17 protein-coding genes are annotated in these 23,644 nt (G+C 47.2%); 14 read left to right on the forward strand and 3 right to left on the reverse strand.

Features of this window, described 5'->3' with window-relative positions; genetic code table 11:
* The first annotated feature begins 7 nt into the window (after nucleotides 1-7).
* Entirely contained in the window at nucleotides 8-10,303 is a 10,296-nt protein-coding gene (locus ACMYR3_RS03775; RefSeq protein ID WP_424194658.1) for a filamentous haemagglutinin family protein, read from the forward strand.
* Between the two features lie 67 nt (nucleotides 10,304-10,370).
* On the opposite strand, the gene ACMYR3_RS03780 is transcribed toward ACMYR3_RS03775, so the two are convergent.
* The 3 genes from ACMYR3_RS03780 to ACMYR3_RS03790 all read right to left on the reverse strand — a co-directional run bounded on the left by ACMYR3_RS03780 (nucleotide 10,371) and on the right by ACMYR3_RS03790 (nucleotide 11,787).
* Nucleotides 10,371-10,865 (reverse strand): hypothetical protein, encoded by a 495-nt coding sequence (locus ACMYR3_RS03780; protein ID WP_424194660.1) that lies wholly within the window; start codon nucleotides 10,863-10,865, stop codon nucleotides 10,371-10,373.
* On the reverse strand, nucleotides 10,862-11,161 hold the full coding sequence (locus ACMYR3_RS03785) for a substrate-binding domain-containing protein (RefSeq protein WP_424194662.1): 300 nt from the start codon (nucleotides 11,159-11,161) through the stop codon (nucleotides 10,862-10,864). Before ACMYR3_RS03785 ends, ACMYR3_RS03780 begins: the two co-directional genes overlap by 4 nt.
* A 113-nt stretch (nucleotides 11,162-11,274) precedes the next feature.
* Nucleotides 11,275-11,787, reverse strand: coding sequence for a hypothetical protein (locus ACMYR3_RS03790; RefSeq protein ID WP_424194664.1), 513 nt, complete (start codon nucleotides 11,785-11,787; stop codon nucleotides 11,275-11,277).
* Between the two features lie 290 nt (nucleotides 11,788-12,077).
* Here ACMYR3_RS03790 and ACMYR3_RS03795 point away from each other — a divergent pair, with 290 nt between their 5' ends.
* The 13 genes from ACMYR3_RS03795 (at nucleotide 12,078) to ACMYR3_RS03855 (ending at nucleotide 23,638) form a co-directional block, all read left to right on the forward strand.
* Nucleotides 12,078-12,323 carry a type II toxin-antitoxin system Phd/YefM family antitoxin gene (locus ACMYR3_RS03795; RefSeq protein ID WP_424194666.1) on the forward strand — a complete coding sequence of 82 codons (246 nt, stop codon included), beginning with the start codon at nucleotides 12,078-12,080 and terminating at the stop codon, nucleotides 12,321-12,323.
* Nucleotides 12,323-12,751: a type II toxin-antitoxin system VapC family toxin gene (locus tag ACMYR3_RS03800; protein ID WP_424194668.1), complete on the forward strand. Its 429-nt coding sequence runs from the start codon at nucleotides 12,323-12,325 to the stop codon at nucleotides 12,749-12,751. Before ACMYR3_RS03795 ends, ACMYR3_RS03800 begins: the two co-directional genes overlap by 1 nt.
* A 131-nt stretch (nucleotides 12,752-12,882) precedes the next feature.
* Nucleotides 12,883-13,611, forward strand: a complete 729-nt coding sequence (locus tag ACMYR3_RS03805) for a DsbC family protein (RefSeq protein WP_424194670.1) — start codon at nucleotides 12,883-12,885, stop codon at nucleotides 13,609-13,611.
* 240 nt (nucleotides 13,612-13,851) lie between these two features.
* Nucleotides 13,852-14,445, forward strand: a complete 594-nt coding sequence (locus ACMYR3_RS03810; RefSeq protein WP_424194672.1) for an FxDxF family PEP-CTERM protein — start codon at nucleotides 13,852-13,854, stop codon at nucleotides 14,443-14,445.
* A 163-nt stretch (nucleotides 14,446-14,608) separates the two neighbouring features.
* Nucleotides 14,609-15,181, forward strand: coding sequence for an FxDxF family PEP-CTERM protein (locus ACMYR3_RS03815; RefSeq protein WP_424194674.1), 573 nt, complete (start codon nucleotides 14,609-14,611; stop codon nucleotides 15,179-15,181).
* Between the two features lie 303 nt (nucleotides 15,182-15,484).
* Nucleotides 15,485-16,276, forward strand: coding sequence for a glycosyltransferase family 2 protein (locus ACMYR3_RS03820; protein ID WP_424194676.1), 792 nt, complete (start codon nucleotides 15,485-15,487; stop codon nucleotides 16,274-16,276).
* A 143-nt stretch (nucleotides 16,277-16,419) separates the two neighbouring features.
* Complete coding sequence (locus tag ACMYR3_RS03825) at nucleotides 16,420-17,682, forward strand: WcaI family glycosyltransferase (RefSeq protein WP_424194678.1); 1,263 nt, start codon at nucleotides 16,420-16,422, stop codon at nucleotides 17,680-17,682.
* A gap of 133 nt (nucleotides 17,683-17,815) precedes the next feature.
* Nucleotides 17,816-19,561 carry a DUF2341 domain-containing protein gene (locus tag ACMYR3_RS03830; protein WP_424194680.1) on the forward strand — a complete coding sequence of 582 codons (1,746 nt, stop codon included), beginning with the start codon at nucleotides 17,816-17,818 and terminating at the stop codon, nucleotides 19,559-19,561.
* Nucleotides 19,562-19,596: 35 nt separating this feature from the next.
* Complete coding sequence (locus ACMYR3_RS03835; protein ID WP_424194681.1) at nucleotides 19,597-20,001, forward strand: ExbD/TolR family protein; 405 nt, start codon at nucleotides 19,597-19,599, stop codon at nucleotides 19,999-20,001.
* A gap of 8 nt (nucleotides 20,002-20,009) precedes the next feature.
* On the forward strand, nucleotides 20,010-20,678 hold the full coding sequence (locus tag ACMYR3_RS03840) for a hypothetical protein (RefSeq protein WP_424194683.1): 669 nt from the start codon (nucleotides 20,010-20,012) through the stop codon (nucleotides 20,676-20,678).
* Between the two features lie 118 nt (nucleotides 20,679-20,796).
* On the forward strand, nucleotides 20,797-22,287 hold the full coding sequence (locus tag ACMYR3_RS03845; RefSeq protein ID WP_424194685.1) for a putative porin: 1,491 nt from the start codon (nucleotides 20,797-20,799) through the stop codon (nucleotides 22,285-22,287).
* A gap of 15 nt (nucleotides 22,288-22,302) precedes the next feature.
* The gene (locus ACMYR3_RS03850; protein ID WP_424194687.1) at nucleotides 22,303-22,974 is read left to right on the forward strand and encodes a hypothetical protein; all 672 of its coding nucleotides are present in this window, start codon (nucleotides 22,303-22,305) and stop codon (nucleotides 22,972-22,974) included.
* A 31-nt stretch (nucleotides 22,975-23,005) separates the two neighbouring features.
* Nucleotides 23,006-23,638: a polysaccharide biosynthesis/export family protein gene (locus tag ACMYR3_RS03855; RefSeq protein ID WP_424194689.1), complete on the forward strand. Its 633-nt coding sequence runs from the start codon at nucleotides 23,006-23,008 to the stop codon at nucleotides 23,636-23,638.
* Nucleotides 23,639-23,644 lie beyond the last annotated feature (6 nt).

Genomic DNA, 23,644 nt, shown 5'->3' on the forward strand with positions numbered 1-23,644 from the left:
AGTGATGATGCGTACTACTAAAAAGCACTTGAAATCGTCCTATCTGCCTACTCAAAAGCAATCACTGGTTGCACAAACAGCGTTGCCAAGAGCCAGTGCCAGTGTGATTGCTTTGGCATCCATTGGTGTACTGGCCACGGTGTCACCCAGCTCAGTGTGGGCGGTGCAGCCGGGTGCCATTTTGCCTAACGGTACGATTCCAGTATTGCGTGGTGTGGCCAATGGTCAGGCAGCTTATTCCTTTGTGCCTAATGCGGGTGGCGGTCAGTCGGCCACTATTTATCAAACTTCGCCCAATGTCATCATCAATTGGGACAGTTTCAATATTGATAAAAACAGTAGCGTGCATTTTGATCAGCAAGGTCATGCTACCTGGGCGGCACTCAACCGGATTTTTGATAAAGACCCGTCCATCATTCAAGGCAAGTTGACCGCTGATGGCCAGATCTATCTGATCAACCAGAACGGTATCTTGTTTGACAAGGGTAGCCAGATCAATGTGGGTGCCTTGTATGCTTCAACGCTCAATATTACCAATGAGCGGTTTTTGAAGGGGGTACCAACTAGGAAGGCGCAGGATTTGGATAGGTCTCCGATGTTTGAGGGAGGCTATGACAACGACGGTAAGCCGACAGCATCACCAGCAACCACCGCTGGAATCAGGGTTGGTGAATTTGGTGAGGGCGCAGGACCATCAATCAGCTCAATCCAGGGTGGTGCGATTGTCATGCTGGCTCCAATGGTCAAAAATGTCAGTGGTGTGATTACTTCACCCGATGGTCAAGTGATTCTTGCAGCGGGCAACAGGGCTTTTTTATACCTTAATGATGCTGATTTGTCTGGGCCGGCTGCTGTTGAGCAGAACAAGCTGCGCGGCATGATCGTCGAGGTGCAGGCTGGAGAAGGTGATGTCAATGTGACCAGTCTGATCCAGAACATGGGCACAATTTCGGCTGATCGCGGTAATGTGACCTTGGCTGGCTTGATGATCAATCAGAGTGGGCGAGTCTCTGCATCGAGTGCCGCACTTCAAAATGGTTCGGTATTTTTACAAGCCAGAACCGGTGGGGAGTTTTCTGGTGCCGGTAAATATGGTCGTCTGAATCTGACCAAAGACAGCGTGACAGAAACGCCTTTGGACAAATCGGATACAACAGCCTTGACCGAGGATCAAAAATACTATAACCCCAATGATCCTAATGCCAATGATTATCGAGGCTATATCAAGGCTGAAGCCAATGTGATTTATCATCAAGGTCAGATGATTGCCCGTGGCGGCAATATTAGTCTGTCTGCCAAAAAGAATGCCGACGATCCCACCGCCGTCCCAAGAATTTATCTGGATAAGGGCAGCAAGATTGACGCTTCAGGGAATTGGGTTGATCTGAGTTATGACAGTAATTTTGTGACGATTCCGGTTACATCGACTGAACTCAAAGATTCGCCCGATCAAAAAGTAGGTGCGCTGAAGGGACAGAAAGTCACCATTGATTTGCGTAAAGGCAGCACGGTGCTGGATGTTTCTGCTTATCAGGCGGGCCGTAAACGTACTGTCCAGGAAAAGGCTGCAGCAGGTGGCACAATTACCCTGGATTCCGAAGGAGACATCATTGCGCGACCTGATTCAGTCGTGGATGTTTCAGGAGGGGGATATCGCTATTCGGGCGGTGTTTCCCAGGCTTCACGGCTGATCGGTGCCGATGGGCAAAGCTATGATATTGCAACAGCGCCCAAGGATCTTAAATATTTGGGTATCAGAGATAGTTTTACCCGTACCTACAAGCGTTGGGGACAGACCGAAACATTCAAAAAGCTGAATGGTGGTTTTGGTGTGACGGAATCTGCTTACGTCGAAGGCAAGCCGGGTGGTGAGCTGCATCTGACCGCATTAAGAGGCATGGTGCTGGATGGCAATCTGTATGGTGGCGCCACTGCCGGTATGCTGCAGATGGCCAATGCGCCTCGTGCAGGCTATCTGGAACTTGGCCATTATGATGCGACGGACCCTACAAAACAGAAAATGGTCAATAACGTCAGCATTACTGCTGCGCCGCAAGACACACTCGGTGATGATTTTCAGATTGACTCTATTTTGGCCGACAAGGCTGTCGCTAACCTTCAGATTGCCAGAACGCTGTTTCCTGCCAGTCAACAGACGGGTACTGGTGACTATAAACAGAATGGTTTTGATAATGTAGAAATTAATGCCAACGGTAAATTGACGATTGGCAGTGATGTCCAGATCAATGCACCTCTCGCTTCAACTTTGACACTTCGTGCGACTCAAATTGATGTGGCTGGAAAAATCAATGCGCCTGCAGGCAATGTCAAACTGGAATCGATTAATGCTGGTGCTCGTCCAGCGGATTTAACACGTGGTGTGCAACTTCGCCAGGGTGCTGAAATCTCTACCAAAGGCGTCTGGATTAATCAAAACGGTGTGGCTGGGGCAACTGTTGGGCAGATCATGCCAAGTGCGTTTGATAGCGTGGATCGAAGTGATAATGCTAATTCCATTATTGCCAGCAATGCACTCAATGGTGGCTCGGTTGAGTTGAATTCAAATGGCACACAATTGATCACTGAAGCAGGCTCCAAAATTGATGTGTCTGGCGGTGCCAAACTGAGTTCCAGTGGCAAGGTGACTGCTGGATCAGCAGGTAAGATCACATTGAAGACGGGTTCTGGCCTACAGTCTGGTGATACTGGTTTTGATGCCGTTAAAGACTATAAGAATCAATTAGATGGTACTTTATTAGCTTATGGCCTTACTAATGGTGGCAAGTTGGTCATAGAGACTAATTCAGTCAATATCGGTAATAGTGGTGATACCAGTGCTGAGCTTAATCTCAAGCCGGAATTCTTTCAGCAAGGGGGTTTTAGCTCATACGATATCAAGGGTAAAACAAAACTTACCATCGAAAATAATTCGGTGCTTCATCCTCAGCAAAAAAACTGGGTGATTGATAATCAAAAATCCAGGGTTTTGGCATCGGGTGAAGACCTTGCTTCGATTACATCGGTCAGTACACTGACCGATGATCAGCGCAAGGCAACCAGTATTGCACTGCGTTCAACGGGTAGGACGACTCTCAATGAAACAGCGCAGTATGCTTCTTTAACATTGCCAACCAATTCAACCATTGTGACAGATCCACTTGCTGCTGTGACGCTTGAATCACAGGGCAATATGTTGATTCAGGGGAAAATCATTGCGCCAGGTGGCAATGTTGAGCTTAAAGTAAATGGTACTCAAAATATAGAGCGTCTCACGTCTGATTTAACCTTGGATGAGACGTCAAAAATTCTGACGAATGGCACCTATATCGCCAAGCCGGATGATCGCGGTTTGTTATTGGGTACCGTGACAAATGGTGGTTCGGTGACGCTCAATACCGCACTAACAAAAATTCATACTAAAGCTGGGTCTGTAATCGATGTAAGTGGGACCTCACAATTACTCGATGTTAAGCAGAATGATGTGGCACAGAGCTATGTCAGAAAAACAGTGACCAGTGATGCGGGTAGTGTCACGATTAAATCCAATGATCAGACAGATTTACGGGGTGACATCATAGGTAAGGGGCAAGGACAAAGTGCCGGTGGTAGCTTTGACCTGCAATTTAATAGCCGTAATGATGATCCATTGCAACTTGTTGTTCCAAAAAATAGTCGCATTGTTGTGACTGACGCTTCGTCAGTTGCCAAAGCCGACAATACTCAAGATACATTGTTCAACCCAGAAAAAATTGCTCAGAATGGGTTTGATAAACTGCGTCTTCAAGCTGAAAGCAGTATTGCATTCCAAAAGGATGCGAGTTTGCAATTCAAACGGGGTATCACGTTGGATAGTACTGCCCTGGATATTCAAAATGAACAGACTACAGTGAATCTTCAAGGTAGTACAGTAACTCTTGGTAATACTCTAAATGGAAATCGCATTGTCACGGCAGAATCAAATGCAGTAATTGGTGGCGTAACACTGCCGATCGCGACCCGTGCTGGTTCTGGAAAACTGAATATTTCAGCCAATAATGTCGATTTGGTGGGCAGTGTAACGGTGAATGGTGTCAGCGAAACCAATATTCAAAGTGCCAATGATATCCGTTTGGTAGGCCGACAAATTAATGAAGGTGGTAGGGACTATCAAGGTGGCTTGACGAGTGAAGGCAATATCAATTTGTTGGCAGCGCAGGTATATCCAGTTACCCAGTCAAGCTATAACATTGCAGTTAAAAAAGTGACTGACACGAATGACACGACGGGTACTCCGATAGATGGGAGCGTTATTAAAATCACGGGTAATGGCAGCAACCGTGGCGAAGTTTTGTCTGTCGGTGGCAAAGTCGTGTTGAGTGCTGAAAATATTATTCAATCTGGTGTGATTAAAGCACCACTCGGTACGATTGAATTGCGTGCGGATAAAAACCTTGAACTAAGTAGTAACAGCATCACTTCGGTGTCTGCTAATGGCAGTGTCATTCCTTACGGTACGACTCAGGCTGGTGTGACATGGCTTGATTTGAATGCAATACCAGAAAAGAAAATTAGTTTGTCTGGTAAATCTATCAATCAGAAATCAGGTGCTGTTGTTGATATTTCTGGCGGCGGGGATATTCAGGCAGTCGAATTTGTGACAGGTTCTGGTGGTAGCAAGGACACACTGATCCAGCCCAATACTTATGCGATCATGCCCAAGTCTCTGCTGAGTTCGTTACCAGTTGATCCTGATTACAGCATTACCAGCAGCGGTTCTGCGATTGCAGCTAACTCGCCCTACAACGCCATTCACCTCAGCGCTGGCAGTGGCGTCCCCGCAGGCGACTATATTCTCTTGCCGGGCCGTTATGCCCTGTTGCCAGGTGCCTATATGGTTCAGTTGCAAACCGGTTCGACGTATAGCGCATTAAAAGCAGGTCAGACAGTTAATTTGCGCAATGGTCAAACGGTGGTCAGTGGTTATTTGACGGTGGCAGGTACGGATATTCGTCAATCACAACCGATTGGTGTGATTGTGCGGCCGGGTAGTGCGGCTAAAACCGAGTCTGATTACAACATCAATAACGGTAATGAGTTTTTCACCAAGCTGGCAACACAAAATCGTGTCACGGTACCGCGTTTACCTAATGACGGTGGCAAGTTAAGTATTGCTGCCACCGATGCGCTGACTTTAAACGGTACCTTTAATACCAACCCGGCCAACGAAAAAGCGCAGTTGGCCCAAGTGGATATCAGTGGTCAGGACAACCGTATTGCGGTGGTTGATAAGGTTGGAAGAACCGACATTGCCAGTGATTATTTGCAACTGGAAGCGAGCAGTCTCTCGCATCTGAATGCCAGTTTGTTGATTGGTGGTACGCGCAGTGATGCCACCGATGCCACGGTAGTCACGGCTCAGTCCAAAGAAGTGTTGGTGACGAATAACGATGCCAGCAAATTGCAGGCACCCGAATTGTTGCTGGCTGCCAAAGAAAATATCACCGTTAAAAGTGGCAGTGTGTTGAGTGGTAGCGGCACCAAAGCCGGTAACTCGCGCAATATCAAGACCGATGCCAATAGCGCATTAATCAGATTGGCCAATAATGATCAGGTCACGGTTGATCGTGGCAGCAATAGCGGTGGTGGTGCCGGGCTAGTGGTGGTGGAAGAAGGGGCAACGCTGGCTGCTGATAAATCTCTATTGATTGATGCCACACAAAATACCCAGTTCAAAGGCAATCTGAATGTCCAAAGCGGTGGCGCGGTGTCATTGGCTTCCAGCAAGGTGAGTGTGGGTGAGACTGATGGCGTAACTGGTATTGATGATGGTCTGGTGCTGTCCAATACGCAGCTCGCCAATCTGAATAGTCTCGACACGGTAACGTTGAAGAGCTATGGCAGTGTAGATTTATACGGCAACACTCAATTGGGCAGCAGTGCACTCAATAATCTGAGTTTGGATAGCGGTGCCCTGGTGGCTAAAACCGGTGGCAGTGGTGGTGCAGCCAATAGCCAGATTACGGCATCCAATGTAACGTTTAAAAATACAACAGCACAAGCCAGTACCAATACTGGCACCACGGGTGGCGTGCTGAACGTGAATGCCAACAAGCTGACGATTGGTGCTGGTAATAAGGCCATTCGCGGTTTTGATACGGTCAATATGACGGCGGCAGGCGACATTGTGGCCGATGGCAGTAAGTCTGTTTATGATGCCAATGGCAAGTTGACGACCCAGCCTGATAGTGAGCTCACGACCTTGCAAGTGGCCGGTAATCTGACCATGACGGCAGCGCGAATCACGGGTAGCCATGGCGCTTATCAAAGCTGGCAAGCCGCTGATCTGACTGATGCCAATAATCCGCTTTATTACAACTTCAATATCAAGGGTAACGGGGCAGTCACACCAGTGAATGATGTGACTTCAATCGGTTCACGTTTGGCTTTGGAGGGTAAGTCAATTACCAGTAATGGCCGGGTTGAGATGAAGTCTGGCTCGGTGACCATGGCCGCCAAAGGTAATGGTGCTGCAGATAATGTCACTTTAGAGGATGGCGCAGTGGTTGATGTGGGTGGCGTCAGCAAAAACTTTAACGGTACCATGGCCGTTGCAGGTGCTGGTGTTGTCAATGTGATGGCTGATGCGGGCAATGTGGTTATCAAGCAAGGTGCCAATGTATTGGTGAATGGTATTGCCGATGGCGGCGATGCCGGTACGCTCAATATTGCTGCCAATGCCTTGCAATTGGATGGGCAAGTCAATGGTGCTGCCAACGCTGGCCAGACCCAGGGTAAATTTAATCTGGATGTTCAAACACTGCCTGATTTTTCAAGCTTAAACAGCAAGCTCAATAGTGGCAGCATGACTGAACAACGTATCCTACGGGTTCGTCAGGGTGATGTCACGATTGCGGCGGGTGACACCGTCACAGCCAGACAGTTGCAGATTGCCGCCGACAATGGTGCCATCAATTTAAACGGCAAGCTCGATGCCAGCTCGCTCAAGGGTAAGGGCAAAGTTGAGTTGTATGCCAAAAATGATGTCACCCTGGCCAATGGCAGTGTGATCGATGCCAGCTCTACCTTGGCCGATAGCAGTGCTTATAGTGATGGCGGTACAGTCCGAGTCGGCAGCACCGCAGGCAAAGTGACATTTGCACAAGGTGCCAAGATTGATGTCAGCGCTGCCAAATTGGGTAAAGCAGGACAGGTGACTTTTATCGCAGCGCGTAATGTGGGCAATGATGGCATGAATGCCGATTTGCAAGGTACCGTACTCAGCAAGACACGTCAGAGTGACAAGGTGGCTGAAGTGGTGGCCGAAGGCAATAAAGTTTATGACACCACTACCTTTGCCAACGCCGGTACCGAAGTCAATGCCTTTGTCACTGCGGCGACTATCCCCGCGATTGTGGCTAATATCAAAGGGGATGACGGCCAGGCGCAAGGCAATAGCCAGGTGCGAGCTGGTGTAGAACTACAGGTTGCCGGTGACCATACTCAGGCTGATGCCATTGATTTGACTGATGCCACCACCTGGTTAAGCAATAACCAGCCCGGCACACTGACCATTCGTTCGCAAGGTAATCTCAATATCAACAGCAGCATTGGTCTGCCCAGTGACAGCCTGTATCAGGCTGATGGGGTAACGCCACTGGGTAAAACCTGGAATATCAACCTGGTTGGTGGTGCCGACCTGGACGCTGCTAACCCAATGGCGGTGCAGACTGCCAAACAGTTAAGCCAGAATATTCAAGCCGCCACGATTACCGGTGGCGATGTGGTGCTGGGAGCCGATGCCAAGATCAGAACGGGTACGGGCAATATTCAGGTAGCGGCGGCGCATGATTTTAATATGGCCAATGGCAATAACAATACCGCGGTGATTTACACCACCGGGCAAATCGCCGCAGCCGATGTAGCGACTTCTTATGGTTCTGCTTCCAACTATGGGCGTTGGGCTAACCAGGGTGGCAATATCAGTATTACAGCGCAACATGATGCAATTGGTAGTGGTAATCAATGGATCACGGATTGGTATCGCAGGCCAAGATCAAATCTGTCTAATATTACTAAGCTGCAGGCAGACTGGTGGGTATATAGAGCCAATTTCAAACAGAATATTGGCACTTTTGGTGGCGGTAATATCGATATTCAGGCTGGACGAAATGTGGACAACTTATCAGCCATGTCAGCAACTTCAGGACGTACCTATTCCAATGGCACACAGCTTGACGTGCTGGGAGGTGGGGATGTTGCAGTGCTGGCCGGTAACAGTATCAAGGGTGGTAGTTATTTATTGGGCCGTGGTCAAGGATTGATTAAAGCCGGTGGCAGTGTTGGAAGTGAAAAAGCGACTCAGTTGTACGTGATGGGAGAAAGCAGTAATGATATTGCCACTAAACAAGCAAGCTTGGTTATAGACGCAGGTAATGCCGTCAATATTCAGAGTATTGCCAATCCGACTGCTGTTGCAATCGATGATTCTACTTCTCTTAAGCCAATTTCTGGAGTTATTGATCCAAGTGTGAGTAATTCTCCTTTAGGAGTTTCGGCAAATTTTTATACTTACTCGGATAACAGTCAGGTTTCAGTCAAGGCAAAATCGGGTGATATTAAACTGGGTAGTAATCTGGATACCACATTGGGCAGCACTAACCCAAATCAACAGAATAAATATCGTAATAATAATATTACCTATACTTATCCTGCCACATTGTTATCTACTGCATTCAGTGGAAGTATTTCGAGTATCGGAAATAATGGCAGTAACTCATTGATATTCCTCTTTGCATCTCAGCAGGGGATCGTCAAAATACTGGCTGATCAGAATGTTAATGGCCTGACACTAAAAGTCAATGATACTGATCCTGCAGCGCTTTACACATGGCGCAATCCAAAGAAGAATTCAAATTCGATCAATATAGGAAATGCAATTACTTCAAGTGACGATAAGCCAAGTAGCGCATCGCGGATCGTTCAACGAGATCAGTCTGGTTATGTGTATGATATTCAGGCTTTAAATGGTGGGATCAATAATGCTGACTTTACTTTGCCTGCTGTTTCAAGGATCTGGGCTAACAAGAGTATTGTATTAAGCAGTTTATGGTTGCTGCAAAACCTGAAGGATTCGGATGTCAGTGTGGTGCACTCTGATGGCGAGGATATTCGATCAGCCACGGCAAATGGAAGTATTTTCATCAATGGACCAGGGCGTTTAGTAGTACAGGCTGGGAGTTCGATTGTAATGACCAATGCGACAACGCTTTATCCAGGTGATAACACCCAAGGCAATAATTTTGGCGCTTTGGCAGCTTTGGGTAACAGTTTCAATCCTTATTTGACCAGTGATAAGAGTGCCAGAATTACTGCAATTGCCGGTGTCAGTGGTGAGGTCAATCTGGATAAGCTGGATCAGACCTATGCCGATTTAAAAACGGCAGGCGAGAAAAATGATCCAGCATTGGCAAAAAAAGCCATCGACAGCTTTTTGGGGCAAGCCAAGATTTTAGGTGGCGATATCAGTACTTATCAATCAGCCATTCAAACTCAGGGTGGCAGTGACATCGACTTGATTGCACCCAAGGGTAATATCATTGTCGGCTCTACGACCACACCCGATAAAAATAATGCGCCTGCCGTAGGCGTGGGTGTGGTCACCTCTGCCGGGGGAAATATCAATAGTTATTTGAGTGGCGATTTCAACATCAATCAGGGCAAGGTATTGACTGCCCGGGGTGGAGATATCCTGATCTATACCACTGAAGGGGGCATTGATGCCGGACGTGGAGCAAAGACTGCTCGCGCCACCGCTGCCCCGAAAAGAATTGCCATTCCTGATCCGAGTGATCCAACCAAAATTCTTGGCTACCGTTATGAGGTTCCACCTGATGCTGCCGGTAGTGGTATTCAAACCGCCACCTCCGACCCCGATGGCTCAGGCCCATTGAAATCGCCAGCACCGGGTAGTGTTTACCTCTTTGCACCCAAAGGCACCATTGATGCGGGTGAGGCGGGGATTGTTTCCGCTGGTAATATTACCATTGCCGCACAAACTGTCTTAAACGCCACCAACATTAGTGCCGCAGGTTCATCGCAAGGTGTGCCGCAAGCTGTATCCGGCAGCCTGTCAGCGACGATGGCATCCAGTGGTGCTACACCCACCGCAGGTCAGGACAAGGCCGCTGAAGAAGCAGCCAAAAATGCCGAGCGCAGCAAGATGGCTTCGGCAGAGTCCATCAAGCCAAATATCCTGAGTGTTGAGGTGGTGGGCTTTGGTGACAAGAACTGTAAAGAGAGCGATTCGTCTTGCTTTGGTAAATAATTAGTATTTGCTTTTTATCATCACCTTGCCTGGCAAGGTGATGATGTCTTAATAACTATAATTTGAATTATGGTTTGCTGAATAGATCAGTATTGGCGGTGGGGAGTGGCGGTTGGCAATTGTCTGGTGGTCCATTGGGACTCTTCGTATAGGTATTAACCGGGTTGGCAGTGATATCCGCAGAACTGATTGTTGTGCCACTGGCTATTACAGGTGAATAACCATTACTCGGTAAGGCCAATAGACCTGATCTTCCCCAGTACTGTCTAATGCCATTGTCTATATCATCAATAATTGTTGGATCACCTAATTTTCTAGGCATTAAGTCAAAAATTGTTTGTAAATTTCCGCTTATTGTGTTTCGATATTGAAAACTTGTTTCTGCATATAGTTCATACGTGCCCTCTACCACATTCAATAGTGTTGGTGCTGAGCCATTGATTTTGATAAAACGATATGCATTATTTCCTGGATTCTGTACGCCATTAAACGGATCAACAGGTACAAAGCCGGTTGATATCATGCCTACTGCACCAAGGTTGGCTGTGTCGTAACTGGTCATACATGCGCCATATCAAGGCTGGAAGAGGGGCTGACATTACCGGTTATATTGCATGCACCACTTGAATTGGCTGTGACAAAAGGCTGTACACCACCCATGCAAGTAGCACCTGTAAAGTAAATATCAAATACCTCAAAGGTCCCGGAGTAAGTAGGGCGTCTGGCAACATAGATGGTGTTGTCACCCGTGACTGGAAGCCCTAGCTGGCTCCACTGGATGATTTGTCCAGTAAAAATACCAGATAACTGGGTTTTGGTGAGGTTGGGCATATTGGCCTCGGTTTCTGAGCCAACCACCAGTCCTTCTTTGGCTTGAAGTAAATCTCTAATTTTCTTGGTAACTACTACACCAAATACGAGAGCATTGGGAGATTGGACTGTTAACTTTGCTAATTGTGTTGGAGTGGCACCTAGCAGTGCTGGCTCAACATCAGAAAGGCCAGCTTTGGGAATGGCAGTTTGCGTTGCAGTGGTAGCGACCTCATGGTTGTATAAGCTGGAAGGCCAGTTGTTGATGAGACAGTAGCGGTAGTGAGGACTAAATCGGGGTTCGCCTTCAATGCGGCCATACTTATAAATGTTAATGGTGTGCCATTCGCTACAGGAAGAACACCATTGATTGAGCCGCCAACCGAATTTTTATAAAGGGCAATTTTTGTCTTTCCGCCTGTGAGTGCTACGGAGGAGGTACATAGCACTACCAACTGAGTGTTATAGCTGTAGACGTCCATGCTACCCGCGGTACAGAATGATTTTGAAAGGGTTTTTAAAAGTGCGGGATCCAATGCAGAAGAACCTGCGATAAAAAGATCCAGGGTATCGCCTGCAGTGCTGTTATAGGAGCTGGGTGGTAACGCATGACTGCTCGAACTAAACCCATTCAATAACGCCAGAATGGACATGGTGATGATTTTCATTTTCATATTGCCCTCATTAAATTAGATGTTGTCGATGAACCAACTGACAATCATCTTGACTTGTTTTGTTGGTTATCAAAATGTATTAATATAATGTGATGCAGCTGTGACGATGGTGGAAATCGTTGTTGATTTTGATTGATGGTTTAATGAAAGCGGTGAGACCTGTTTGGATGGTCCATCTTTTGGGCCGCTTTGTTGTCGGTACCAGCAGCTATTTTTTTATGATCCAGAATTCTTGACAAAAATAGACTGGTCTATATACTGGTCTATTGTCGTGATGAGGGAGTAAAGAAATGAATATTGAAATAGGTTCATACGAGGCAAAAACCAAATTACCTGAGCTTTTGCGTGGGGTGCAAGAGGGCAATCGCTACACGATTACGCTACGAGGTGCAGCTATTGCTGACTTGATTCCTTCAGCAGCAGCTCCCAAAAACGATGTGGCGTTAGCCATAGCGCAGATGTATCAGTTTATGGAGGCGCATTCACCAATCCTGGGTATTGATACCAAGGCATTGCTCGAAGAGGGGCGCGACTGATGCGCTTTGTACTTGATAATTCGGTTACCATGCGTTGGCTTTTTGGTGATGGTTCAGCCAGTGATCAGACCTATGCCAGACATGTACTGTCTGTTATTGCAGATGGCAATGTGTTGGTGCCGGGGATTTGGTCGCTTGAGGTGGCCAATGTGATAGCTCGTGCCGAAAAAAAGTATGGATTACCTGAGGCTCGTAGTGCAGAGTTTGTTCATTTGCTTCATCAGATGCATATTGAAGTTGATCCACAGACCAGCGTCCATGCGCTGAATGATACTTTACAGCTGGCCCGTCGCTATAACCTGTCAGCTTATGATGCAGCGTATCTGGAATTGACATTAAGAGAAGGCCTGGCGTTGGCCACTTTGGATGATGGCCTTGTAAAGGCGGCTAAAAAAGCCGGAGCCAAGCGCTTGACGTTGAAATCTTGAGCTGGTTTGAGTTGTAGCAGCAGCCAGCTTAATTGAAGCTATGATTGCTTTTTGATACGAAAGTTCCTGGTCGTCAACTTGTCATGCAAGGGTAATATGATGCATCCTCTCAATGGTTATAGAGGAAAGTCATGAAAGCATTGGTATTCGCTACTGTTTTGACCAGCATGTTGTGCAGCACGGTCTCTGCCGAAACCGTGGAAAACAAAATCCAGAAACGTCTTGCCGAAAAGCTCGGCACCGGCTTTAAGGCCGATGAGATTATGGCAACGGCTTATAACGGTTTGTACGAAGTACGTAGCGGCAACAGCATCATGTATACCGATAAGGACGGTCGATTTTTGATGCGCGGCGAGTTGGTGGATGTGGATAGTCGAATCAACGTTACCTCAGAGCGTCTGGAGGACTTGAGCAAGGTGCCATTTGAGAGTTTGCCGATGGAGCAGTCTTTCAAGGTGGTGAAGGGGAATGGCAAGCGGGAACTGGCTATTTTTGAGGACCCCAATTGTGGTTATTGCAAAAAGCTGGAACAGTCGCTGGTGAAGCTTAATGATGTGACGATTCATGTGTTTTTGTATCCGGTACTGGGTGAGGATTCCGCCAGCAAAGCCAAGGCGATCTGGTGCTCAACGGATCGCAGCAAAAGCTGGCTGGACTGGATGCAGGACAAGAAAGAGCCCCGCGCTGCGAGTGAGTGTGAACATCCGCTGACTAAAAATGTGAACTTTGGTCAAGCGCATCAGATCAGTGGTACACCCACGATCTTCATGAAAAATGGCAAACGGATTCGCGGTGTGGTGCCGATTGAACGGATTGAGGCACTGCTGGAAGAGCCGGCAACTGTAGCTAAAGCCAGATAAGACAAGGCATGGCAAGATTTGGTTGATTTTCTGACGATAGAACAAGCCTGCTCTCGGCGTTGGCAAATTGGCAGTAGGTGTAGATAGAAAAATCAGCATCTCAATTGGAACTAGTACTTATGGACTATCTTGTCATCAATCTTTGACACTGCTTTGTCATGAATTATCATTAGAGTGCTAGTTCTATTGGTAGATCAAGACGAATTGAGTCTGGTCGCTGGTCAATTCAGGGGGCATGTAATGAAAGCGGTTGTTTTTGGTGTGGTTGTGATGATCGGCTTGTTGGGTAATGCGCAAGCAGATGTGGCTTATCCGGCCAATTACAATTTGGGTTTGATTGAAGCACCCACTACGGTACCGTTTTTTCATTCTGCTTTCAAAACGGGTAACAACCCAAGCTGTATTGGTGATGCGGCACAGTACAACTTTTGCGATTCATTCTCCTTCACCCTCAGTCCTGCCGCGACGATTGATGCGATTTCGGCAACGATTGATTTGTCTTCGTATTACAAGATTGATCGCTTTCAAATGAGTCTGGTGAATCTGACCACCACGGCGGTTGTGCAGGCATGGACTGGTGGTACTGGCGCTGGTAACGGCACGGTGGCCGTCATCAATCCACTTAATTTGACCGTGGGTAATTACTCGCTGAATTTTCGTGGTTGGGTAGCGGGGTCGTTGGGCGGCTCTTATACCGGTCATATGAATGCTGTGCCAACTGATGGCAGCAGTTCGGTGCCATCACCAGCCAGCTATGGTTTGTTGATGAGTGGCTTGGGTTTGCTGGGTTTGATTGGCGTTAAAAAACGCGATAGTCAGAAAGCGGCTGTTTAAATTTTAATCCTGGCGAATTGTCGTCAGGTTCATATCAAGTACTAGTCTGTATAGACTGTTTTATTTGACAGTTTTGACACGACTGTTACATCTTGCCCCTGTAGATTGCGAGGGTCGTCAATCCGACGATGTTTTTCTGGTGATCATCCTTTGGGGGAAATCTATGGCAATTTCAACTATCCGTTCTGTGGTACTGGCTTTGGCCGGTCTTGCAGCGCAGGGACTGGTGGCGCCAGTCTATGCGGATACGGTGAATCCTACCGGGTACAACCTCGGTCCGATTACAGCGCCTGCTTCTGTGAGTTTTTCTCACGTGGCATTCTCGACAGGTGGCAACAATAGTTGTGCTGGTGGTGCACCATACAATTTTTGTGACACATTCACTTTTTCTTTGAGCCCTTCGGCAACGGTCAATTCCATTGTGGCCTCATTGAATTTGGCTGGTTTGTTCAACATCACCAATCTTCAGGTGAATTTGAAAAACATCAGCACGGCTAGCCTGATTCAGGCTTGGACAACACCAAGTGGTAATGGTGAAGTTGCTGTTATTACAGCCAATAACCTTGGTTCTGCAAACTATGCCTTGAATATTCGTGGCACGGTTAACGGTATTGCTGGTGGTACTTATGTGGGTGCTGTGAATGCCGCCAGCCCAGTGCCAGTTCCTGGTGCTTTGGGCTTGTTGTTGCTGGGTTTGGGTTCGCTGGGTTTTATCGGCAAACGCAAAGGGCAATAAGCTGGCCGAATATCTCTTTGTGGGCTTTTGTTCATAAACCGATACTCGGTGGTAGTAAATAAATAGGCCTAATTAATATTTGCCTAAGGAGTATTGTTTTGTTGGATACTCCCTTTAATCAGTGACTAATCAGCGATTTTCATGTGATCAGGATGCGGCCGCATGGTCGCATTTTTTTTAATTTGAAAATTAGATAAATGATTGGTAAAGACTGATTGATTTTGCGACATCAACGATGACTTGTCACATAAGGCCGCTATGCTGCTGGTCTCGTATCCTTATAACAATAGAGTGTTCTTGAGTATGAGTCTGCCTACCATCAGTATCGTCACGATTTCATTCAATCAGGCGAAGTATCTGGAAGAGTGTATCTGTTCGGTACTCGATCAGGATTATCCAAATATCGATTACATCGTGGTGGACCCTGGTTCAACAGATGGTAGCCGCAATATTATCGAGCGTTATCAAGATCGTTTGGGTGCCGTGGTGTTTGAACCCGATCGTGGCCCGGCCGATGGATTGAATAATGGATTTCGTCATGCTAAAGGCCAGGTCTTTGGTTATATCAATGCCGATGATCGACTGATACCGGGTGCGTTGAAAATGGTGGGTGAATATTTTGCCGCCCATGACAAGGTGGATGTCTTGTGTGGCGCTATCCGGATCGTGGATGAGGAAGGGCGTGCCAGCAAGCGCAGTCGTACCGCCGATTTGTTTGATCCGGTGAAATACGCAGCCGGTATTTGTACAGTCGGTCAGCAAGGTACTTTTTTCCGTGAGAATGTCTTTCGCAAGGCTGGTGGCTTCAATCCGACCAATCGGATTACCTGGGATGGTGAGTTGTTGGTGGACATGGCACTGGCCGATGCACGATACGCGACCATCAACAAGGTGTTGGGAGACTTCAGAATCTATCCTGGGTCGATTACCGGCTCGCAGCGTTTCAGAACGCAATACATCAATGAGCAGAATCGGGTGGCGCAAAAAATTGAGGACAATCATCTGATTTTGATGAACCCCTGGAAGCGGCGTCTGGCGCGTTTGGCTTATCGCTACAACCCTTTGCGACATTTGCAATATTGGACAGTCAGGTAGTTTGTCTGGCTTGATGCAAGCCGAGCTTGGTGTATCAACGAAAGTGTGGTGCTTCATTGAATGGTCATATTCGTCTGCCAGAATAGCGGCAACGTAAAACAGATAAGAACCCTGTTCCTTCAATCGAAGTCAACGAGCACCTCATGAAAATCTCTGTCATCTCCATCAACTATGCGCCTGAGCCTACCGGTATTTCTGTCTATACCACGGGCATGAGTGAGTACCTGTCGGAGCGTGATTGGGATGTGACCGTGCATACCGGTTTTCCGTATTACCCCAACTGGAAAAAAAAATACAATGATCGGCAAGTCCTGTTTCGTGCCGAACAAATGGGGAAGGTTAAACTGCGTCGTTGCTATTTGTTTGTACCACGCGCACCGTCAGCATTAAAACGTATTATTCATGAATTCAGTTTTTGTATTTCTGCCTCAATCAGTTATCTCATGGCTGAAGCAGCCGATCTGACTATCATCGTTTCGCCACCGTTGCCGATTGGTATTCCAATTGCGCTGCTTGCCAAGCTCAAGGGCAGCAAAACGCTTTTTCATGTGCAGGATTTGCAGCCCGATGCCGCGGTTGAGTTGGGTATGCTCAAGCCAGGCCTGTTAACTAAAATTCTGTATGGCATGGAATCGCTGACTTATCGGTTGGTGGATTGGGTGTCGACGATTAGCTTGGCGATGCAGAAAAATATTCAGGCCAAAGGTGTGGATGAGAAGAAGATGCTCATCTTTAAAAACTGGGCCGATGACGATACCGTGATGCCCATGTCTGACCGTGATAGCTATCGATATGACTGGTCATTGCAAAACAAGTTTGTGGTGCTTTACTCGGGCAATATGGGTGTGAAGCAGGGTTTGGGCATGTTGTTGGCGGTGGCCAAACAGTTGAGCCATCTCGACGACATTGTGTTTGTGATTGTGGGTGATGGTGGTGAGAAACAAACCTTGATCAACCGTGCCAATGAACAGGGTTTGCACAATGTGCGCTTTACCAGCCCCGTGCCAAAAAATTCATTGGGCCGCTTGTTGGCGACCGCCGATGTTTCTGTCATTCCGCAAAAAGAAGGCATGAATGACGTAGTCCTGCCTTCCAAATTGAATAATATCTTGTGCAGCCAAAAGCCGGTGATCGTGGCAGCCAGGCAAGACAGTGAGCTGGCCCATATTGTTCAGTCGGCCAATTGCGGTTTGGTGGTAGAGCCAGGTCAGGCTGAGCAAATGGTCAAGGCAATTGTGCAACTGCATGCTGACCAGGAAGAGCGTCAATTGCTGGCACGCAATGGTCGTGAATATGCCTTGCAATACCTTTCTCGCAAGGGGATTTTGGATCAGTTCATGCATCAGGCTGAAGGGTTGATCAAACCTCAGGAAGCTGGAGAAATGTCGACGCCAATTCGTTCGTAAACGGTTCGAATCAGTCCTAATGGATTAGTCCGACAATGCTGTTCTCATCCTTCTTCTCCCTTTTTACATATTTCTGAAATATTTCAGCGTCAAACTAGCAAGCTCCCGATGATTATTAGGTTGGCTTGCTCATATGAAGAAGAATATTGTTTACGCCCTTGGGCTATGCGCCGCACTGATCTCTCAGTCTGCAATGGCTTGGTGGAACCCCGATTGGTCACATCGCATGAATGTTGGGATCAACACCGCAGCATCTGGCGTTGCTATTGCCGGGGCTGCTGATAATGTTCCAGTGCTGTTGCGCTTGCATACCGGTAACTTCAGTTTTGTGGATGCCAAAGCCGATGGTTCGGATATTCGCATTGTGGCTGGCGATGACAAGACGCCGCTTAAATTTCATATTGAAAAATTTGATGCTTTAAATGAGTTGGCGCTGGTTTGGGTACAAATGCCCAAGATCAATCCAGGCGTGGCGGCTGACCCGGTTTGGATCTATTACGGTAATGAAAAAGCCGGGGCTGCTGAAGAGCCTAAGCTGACTTATGACGCCAGCCAGTTATTGGTTAACCACTTTGGTGACAAAGAAGATCTACCAAGAGACTTCAGTGCTTTTGCCAATAACAGTATTGCTTCTTCTGCCTTGCCAAATCCAGCTGGCTTGATCGGTACGGCCTTATCCTTTGCGGGTTCTGCCAGATATGAGGTGGCGGCACCTGCGGTCGTTTATTCCGATAAAGGTATGACGGTTTCGATGTGGTTTAAGCCGGAGGCTGGTGCACAGAATGCGGTTTTATTTAGTCAGGTGGATGGCACCAATCAATTGTCTGTACGGCTCAATGGTGACAGGCTGATGGCGAGTGTGGGTGGTGTGTCAGTGACGGCTACTGTGCCGGTGATTGCGGGTGCCTGGAACCATGTGGCGATGACTGCAAAAAATGAAGTGGCTTTATTTTTGAATGGTGTTCAGATGGGTAAAGCACCTGCGCAGTTACCCGCCATGTCGGGCAAGATTGTGGTTGGCCAGGGCTTCTCTGGTTTGATTGATGAGGTGCAACTGTCTTCTACTGATCGTGGTGCTGCCTGGGTGCAGTTGACTGCCTTGGGGCAAGGGCAAGATCAAAAGCTGATCAGTTATGCACCAGCTGAAGGTGCCGAAGAAGGTGAGGGGGTTTCATACGCAAAAATTCTGCTGGGTTCGGTGACGACTGATGGCTGGGTTGTAATTGGTATTTTGATGGTGATGATGTTGATCAGTTTCACGGTAATGATTACCAAGGCACTCTTTATTGGCCGTATTGAAAAAGCCAATGCTCACTTCAAAGAAAATTTCAATGAACTGCTGGAAGAATTGACTACCTATAAAAATAGCAAGACGGCCACCAAGAGCTTGCTGTCCAAGCCTGAATATCAGCACTCTTCTTTGTATCGTATTTTTCATATTGGTTCGCAAGAACTGGTGAATCGCTTTGATGCCTATCGCAAAAATGGTAAAGACCTGAGCAATATCAGTCCGCAATCCATGCAGGCGATCCGTGCCTCGATTGATGCCAGTTATATCCGTGAATCACATCGCCTGAATAATCAGATGGTGTTATTGAGTATTGCCATCGCTGGTGGTCCTTATCTTGGTTTGTTGGGCACGGTAGTGGGTGTGATGATTACCTTTGCGGCGATTGCGGCGGCGGGTGATGTGAACGTGAATGCGATTGCGCCTGGTATTGCTGCTGCGCTGGTGGCGACGGTAGCTGGTCTGGCGGTCGCAATTCCTTCTCTATTTGGCTATAACTACTTGTCCAGCAAAATCAAGAATGTCACTTCTGACATGCAAGTGTTTCTGGATGAATTCATTACCAAACTGGCTGAAAACTACTCTTTGTAATCTCGTTGATTCAAGTAGGTGAATAGGAGTAAGTCATGCAAGTTTCTTCAGAACTCAAGCCGATTGATGATATCAACGTGACACCCATGCTGGATTTGGCGTACGTGTTGCTGGTGATTTTCATCATCATGACCACTGCTTCGGTGCAGGGTATCAAGGTCAATCTGCCTAAGGCCAGTGCTGCGCCCAGCTTGGCCAAACCCCAGACCAAGGCTATCACGGTGCGTGATGATGGTCAGATTTTTTTGGATACCTATCCGGTGACCTTGCAGGAGCTTGAGCAGAAGCTGCGTGATTTGAAAGCTGTCAATCCAAGCTTTCCAGTGGTGATTAAAGGTGATGCCAAGGTTCAGTACGAAAAAGTGATTGATGTATTGGATCTGATGGGACGGCTTGAAATTACCCAGCTTGGCTTGGTTACGCAAAGATTGGTCAAGTAAGGCGGTCTATGTCGTCCAATCCAATGAAAGGGTATTTGCTCAAGGGTGGTATCGGGTTATTGCTGGTGGCTATTTTGGTAGGTGGTTATTTTGCTTTGAGTAGTTTTCTTGGCAACAAGAGCGATAAAAAACCCAATCAGGTGGTGATATCGGTGCTCAAGCCGCCACCCCCTCCGCCACCGCCCAAGCCGCCTGAAAAGCCGCCAGAGCCACCCAAGATCAAAGATGAAGTTAAGGTTCCTGAAATCAAGGATGATCAACCCAAACCTGCCGAGGACAAGCCCGCAGATAACAAGCCCGCTTCGGATAAACCTTTGGGTGTGGATGCTGAGGCAGGTGCCGGTAATGATGGTTTTGGTTTGGCCGGCAATAAAGGTGGCCGTGATTTTCTGTCGACTGGTGGTGGTAGTGGCAATTACTACACAGGCCTGGTGCAGCGGCAGTTTTATCTGGATTTGATGAAAAACCGCAATCTCGCCAAAACGGAATTTAAAGTGGGCGTGATTGTCTGGATATCGGCCAATGGCAAGGTGGATCGGGTTGAGCTGGAAAGCCCAACCGGCGACAAGCAAACCGATGATCTGATCAAGACCACCTTGATGGAGATGCCAGCATTGCGCGAAATACCACCGCTACACCTGCGTGAAATTCATTTGCGTATGGCGAATCGAACTTAAGTTGTATGGGCTGACTTTGTCGGTCAGTATTTGAATCAAGCAAGCCCAGGTTGTATCTGAATGAGCCAGCTCAACCTGACAGTCTTTGTTGTTATTGATAAGAAGTATGCCAATTGACATGAAAAAAAATATTGCACTGTATACCCTGATCGGATTGATTTCTTTATCGACGACTGCCGTGTATGCAGAAGGCGAAGCCATTCCACTTGCGACCAAACGCTTGATTGAAACTTTGGTGGAGCAAGGCATCATTACCAAATCCAAGGCAGATGCTTTGATTCGTGAATCCGAAGCGGTTGAGAAAAAACCTGCACCGGTTCGTGTTCCTTATGTACCGGACTTTGTGCGTAAGGAAATTAAGGACGAAGTTAAAAAGGAATTGGCAGACCAGGCTAAAAAAGAGGGTTGGGCTGGGCCTGGTGCTGTGCCTGATTGGGTACGTAATATGAAGTGGGAAGGCGAGCTGCGGATTCGTTATCAGCACGATGGGTTTGATGGCAATAACGCGGTTGCCTTTACCGATGTGAATGCAACCAATAGTAGTGGCACGGAGAAGTTTTTAAATTCCACTGAGGGCCGAGATCGCATGCGGGTACGTGCACGTTTAGGTGTGACCACGAGTTTTGATCCAGAGTGGATGGCTGGTTTTAGGATTACCACCGGTAGCGCAGGTACTCCGGTAACGGCAAACCAGACCTTGGGTAACTATGGCAATAATTACTCAGCGCTGATTGACCGAGCTTATATCCGCTATCATCCCGTTGAATGGTTGAATGTGATTGCTGGTCGCTTTGGCAACCCCTGGTATGGCACTGATTTACTGTGGGCACCTGATCTCGGTTTTGATGGTGTGGCTGTGCAGGCAACCCCGATCATTAATCAGAATATGCGTGGTTTCGTGACCGTGGGGGCTCATCCCATTCAGGAAGTTGAATTGTCACAGCATGACAAATGGTTATTTGGTGCGCAGGGTGGTGTGGATTGGGTGGCCGAGAATAAGATGACGGGTAAGGTTGGTCTTGGTTATTACAAATACACCAATGTGACTGGTCAAACCAGCCCTAATGGCAGTTCCTTAAATTACTTTACTGCACCTGGATTTACGCAGAAGGGTAACACCTATTACAACATTTCATCAACAACGGATAAAACCCTTCAGGGTTTAGCTTCTGAGTATCATTTGTTGAATTTGACCGGCTCACTCAACGTGCCGGTATTTAATCATAACCAGTTCATGATTACGGCTGACTATGTAAAAAATCTGGGCTTTGATCAAGCTGCCGTGTCGGCACGTTTTGGTTCAGAAGTCAAAAAACAGAATATCGGTTATCAAATGCGGTTTGCTCTGGGTAAGCCAGAGATCAAAGCCAAAGGTGACTGGCAGGTTTATACCGGTTACAAGCGTGTGGAAAGCGATGCTGTGCTGGATGCCTTTACGGATAGCGATTTCCATCTGGGTGGCACTAACGCCCGGGGTTATTTCCTTGGTGGCAGCTATGGTTTGTCGCCGAATACGTTTGCCAATTTCCGTTATTTGAGTGCTGACTCAATTGAAGGCCCGCCATTTGGTATTGATGTACTGCAGTTGGATCTCAACCTGCGCTTCTAATCAGGAATTGCCAATATGAAACCATTGATCAGTTTAATGACCGCACTATTGATGCTTGGTCATGGGGCGTATGCGGCTGATGACAAGGCTAAAGAGGCGCGACGCATGCAATTGCTTCAGCAGAAAATTGCAGAAGAGAAAAGTCAGCTTGAATCAGAAAAAGCGGCCTTGCAGAAAAAATTGACCGATCAAGAGCAAGAATTGGCTGCCAGCAAGAAAGAAGCAGAAAAGATTGCCGTGGATGAGAAACTATCCCGTACTGCTAATGCCAGCTTTAAAAGCCAGATTGGTAGTTTGCAAAAAGAAAATGCCGACTTGAAAAGTCAATTGGCCGAATTGAAAAAATCGAGTGCCAATAACCTCAGTGAGGTAGAAGCCAAACTGGAAGAGACGAATAAGGTCAAAACTCAGCAGAACTTGGCATTGCAAACACGATTAAATGAAAAATCCAAATTGAATGAGGTCTGTGAAGACAAGAATCAACGTTTGGTGATGTTGGGCAAGGATTTATTGAATCGTTATCGCAATAAATCAGTAATGGATGCCGCCAAGCAACGTGAGCCATTCCTGCAGTACAAAGATGTTGAGATGTTTAATCTGGTGCAGGATTATCAGGGGAAGATTGATGAGCAAACCATTGATAGTCAAGCTGGTAATCAGTCAGATAATCCGGCAGGCAATCGTTGATATGTCGCTGCATAATTCTTTTGGATGGTCAATGCGTAAAAACTTGTTAAAAATGGTGGTAGCATTTTTTCTGGGTAGCTTGTTGGCAGATGCCGCTATGGCAGCCGATAAAGACTTGTCTTTATTAACAGATAGAAATGTCAATTTGAACTTGGCCACACCAAGCAAGGTCAGCGACGATGAAGAGTATCGAGTTGGTGCCGAGGATGTGCTGGAAATATCAGTCTGGAAAGAAGAGAGTCTGAAAAAAGAAGTGCTGGTCAAGCCGGACGGTTCAATCAACTTTCCTTTGGCTGGTGAGATTAATGCAGCCGGTAAAACATCATCACAGATTCAGGCTGAAATTGCCGAGCGTATCAGCAAGTACATCCCAGATCCAGTGGTAACGGTCGCCATCATGAAAGTGGCCAGTTATCGTGTTTATGTTTTGGGCAGAGTGCAGAAGCCAGGCGAGTATTCGGTTGGCCGTAACCTGAATGTACTGCAGGCACTGAGTATGGCCGGTGGTTTGACCCCTTATGCCACTGAAGATGATATTCATATCATGCGCAAGACCGGTGGTAAGTCAGTTTCAATTCCTTTTGAATATTCCAAGGTACAAAAGGGCAAGGCAATGGAGCAGAATATTATTCTGCGTAGTGGCGATGTGTTACTGGTTCCTTGAACCTCT

The sequence above is a fragment of the Ampullimonas aquatilis genome (genome assembly GCF_049675895.1).
Lineage (GTDB): Bacteria > Pseudomonadota > Gammaproteobacteria > Burkholderiales > Burkholderiaceae_D > Ampullimonas > Ampullimonas aquatilis.

What these genes read in the sequence shown, in the direction of transcription:
- ACMYR3_RS03775 (WP_424194658.1), top strand. Translation starts at nt 8, where the DNA reads ATGCGTACTACTAAAAAGCACTTGAAATCGTCCTATCTGCCTACTCAA.
- ACMYR3_RS03780 (WP_424194660.1), bottom strand. Translation starts at nt 10,865, where the DNA reads ATGACCAGTTACGACACAGCCAACCTTGGTGCAGTAGGCATGATATCA.
- ACMYR3_RS03790 (WP_424194664.1), bottom strand. Translation starts at nt 11,787, where the DNA reads ATGAAAATGAAAATCATCACCATGTCCATTCTGGCGTTATTGAATGGG.
- ACMYR3_RS03795 (WP_424194666.1), top strand. Translation starts at nt 12,078, where the DNA reads ATGAATATTGAAATAGGTTCATACGAGGCAAAAACCAAATTACCTGAG.
- ACMYR3_RS03800 (WP_424194668.1), top strand. Translation starts at nt 12,323, where the DNA reads ATGCGCTTTGTACTTGATAATTCGGTTACCATGCGTTGGCTTTTTGGT.
- ACMYR3_RS03805 (WP_424194670.1), top strand. Translation starts at nt 12,883, where the DNA reads ATGAAAGCATTGGTATTCGCTACTGTTTTGACCAGCATGTTGTGCAGC.
- ACMYR3_RS03810 (WP_424194672.1), top strand. Translation starts at nt 13,852, where the DNA reads ATGAAAGCGGTTGTTTTTGGTGTGGTTGTGATGATCGGCTTGTTGGGT.
- ACMYR3_RS03815 (WP_424194674.1), top strand. Translation starts at nt 14,609, where the DNA reads ATGGCAATTTCAACTATCCGTTCTGTGGTACTGGCTTTGGCCGGTCTT.
- ACMYR3_RS03820 (WP_424194676.1), top strand. Translation starts at nt 15,485, where the DNA reads ATGAGTCTGCCTACCATCAGTATCGTCACGATTTCATTCAATCAGGCG.
- ACMYR3_RS03825 (WP_424194678.1), top strand. Translation starts at nt 16,420, where the DNA reads ATGAAAATCTCTGTCATCTCCATCAACTATGCGCCTGAGCCTACCGGT.
- ACMYR3_RS03830 (WP_424194680.1), top strand. Translation starts at nt 17,816, where the DNA reads ATGAAGAAGAATATTGTTTACGCCCTTGGGCTATGCGCCGCACTGATC.
- ACMYR3_RS03835 (WP_424194681.1), top strand. Translation starts at nt 19,597, where the DNA reads ATGCAAGTTTCTTCAGAACTCAAGCCGATTGATGATATCAACGTGACA.
- ACMYR3_RS03840 (WP_424194683.1), top strand. Translation starts at nt 20,010, where the DNA reads ATGTCGTCCAATCCAATGAAAGGGTATTTGCTCAAGGGTGGTATCGGG.
- ACMYR3_RS03845 (WP_424194685.1), top strand. Translation starts at nt 20,797, where the DNA reads ATGAAAAAAAATATTGCACTGTATACCCTGATCGGATTGATTTCTTTA.
- ACMYR3_RS03850 (WP_424194687.1), top strand. Translation starts at nt 22,303, where the DNA reads ATGAAACCATTGATCAGTTTAATGACCGCACTATTGATGCTTGGTCAT.
- ACMYR3_RS03855 (WP_424194689.1), top strand. Translation starts at nt 23,006, where the DNA reads ATGCGTAAAAACTTGTTAAAAATGGTGGTAGCATTTTTTCTGGGTAGC.